This is a genomic window from Pseudomonas sp. TR47, from assembly GCF_044143025.1.
Lineage (GTDB): Bacteria > Pseudomonadota > Gammaproteobacteria > Pseudomonadales > Pseudomonadaceae > Aquipseudomonas > Aquipseudomonas putida_E.
In genome coordinates this window covers 1-231 of the sequence record NZ_JBHFCS010000088.1, presented here as the reverse complement: position 1 = coordinate 231, position 231 = coordinate 1, and the positions used below count along the sequence as shown (strand labels likewise).

The following is a 231-nucleotide window of genomic DNA, read 5'->3' as shown; positions in this document are numbered from 1 at the left end:
GGCGAAAGGAGTCCGCGCATGAAACTGAAGCCTGAATACGCGGAACGACTGCGTCAGCTGCTGTACTCGCCTGATCTAACTCTTCGGAGCAAGCTGATTGTCGCAAAGCGCTATGCTAGACACCTTGGAGCGGTGCTTGAGGGGGAAATAAGTGGGATATTTGTGAGCCAGCCCGACAGGACGGATGCCTTCAGCTTCACCGCCGCTCGTCGGAAAAAGATGCGTTCGGGA

The 231-nt window shown here is 55.8% G+C and carries 1 pseudogene; it reads left to right on the top strand.

Annotation, left to right across the window (positions count from 1 at the left end):
* Positions 1-18 precede the first annotated feature (18 nt).
* Positions 19-231: pseudogene (locus tag ACEWE8_RS26145) on the top strand (hypothetical protein); the annotation flags it as partial.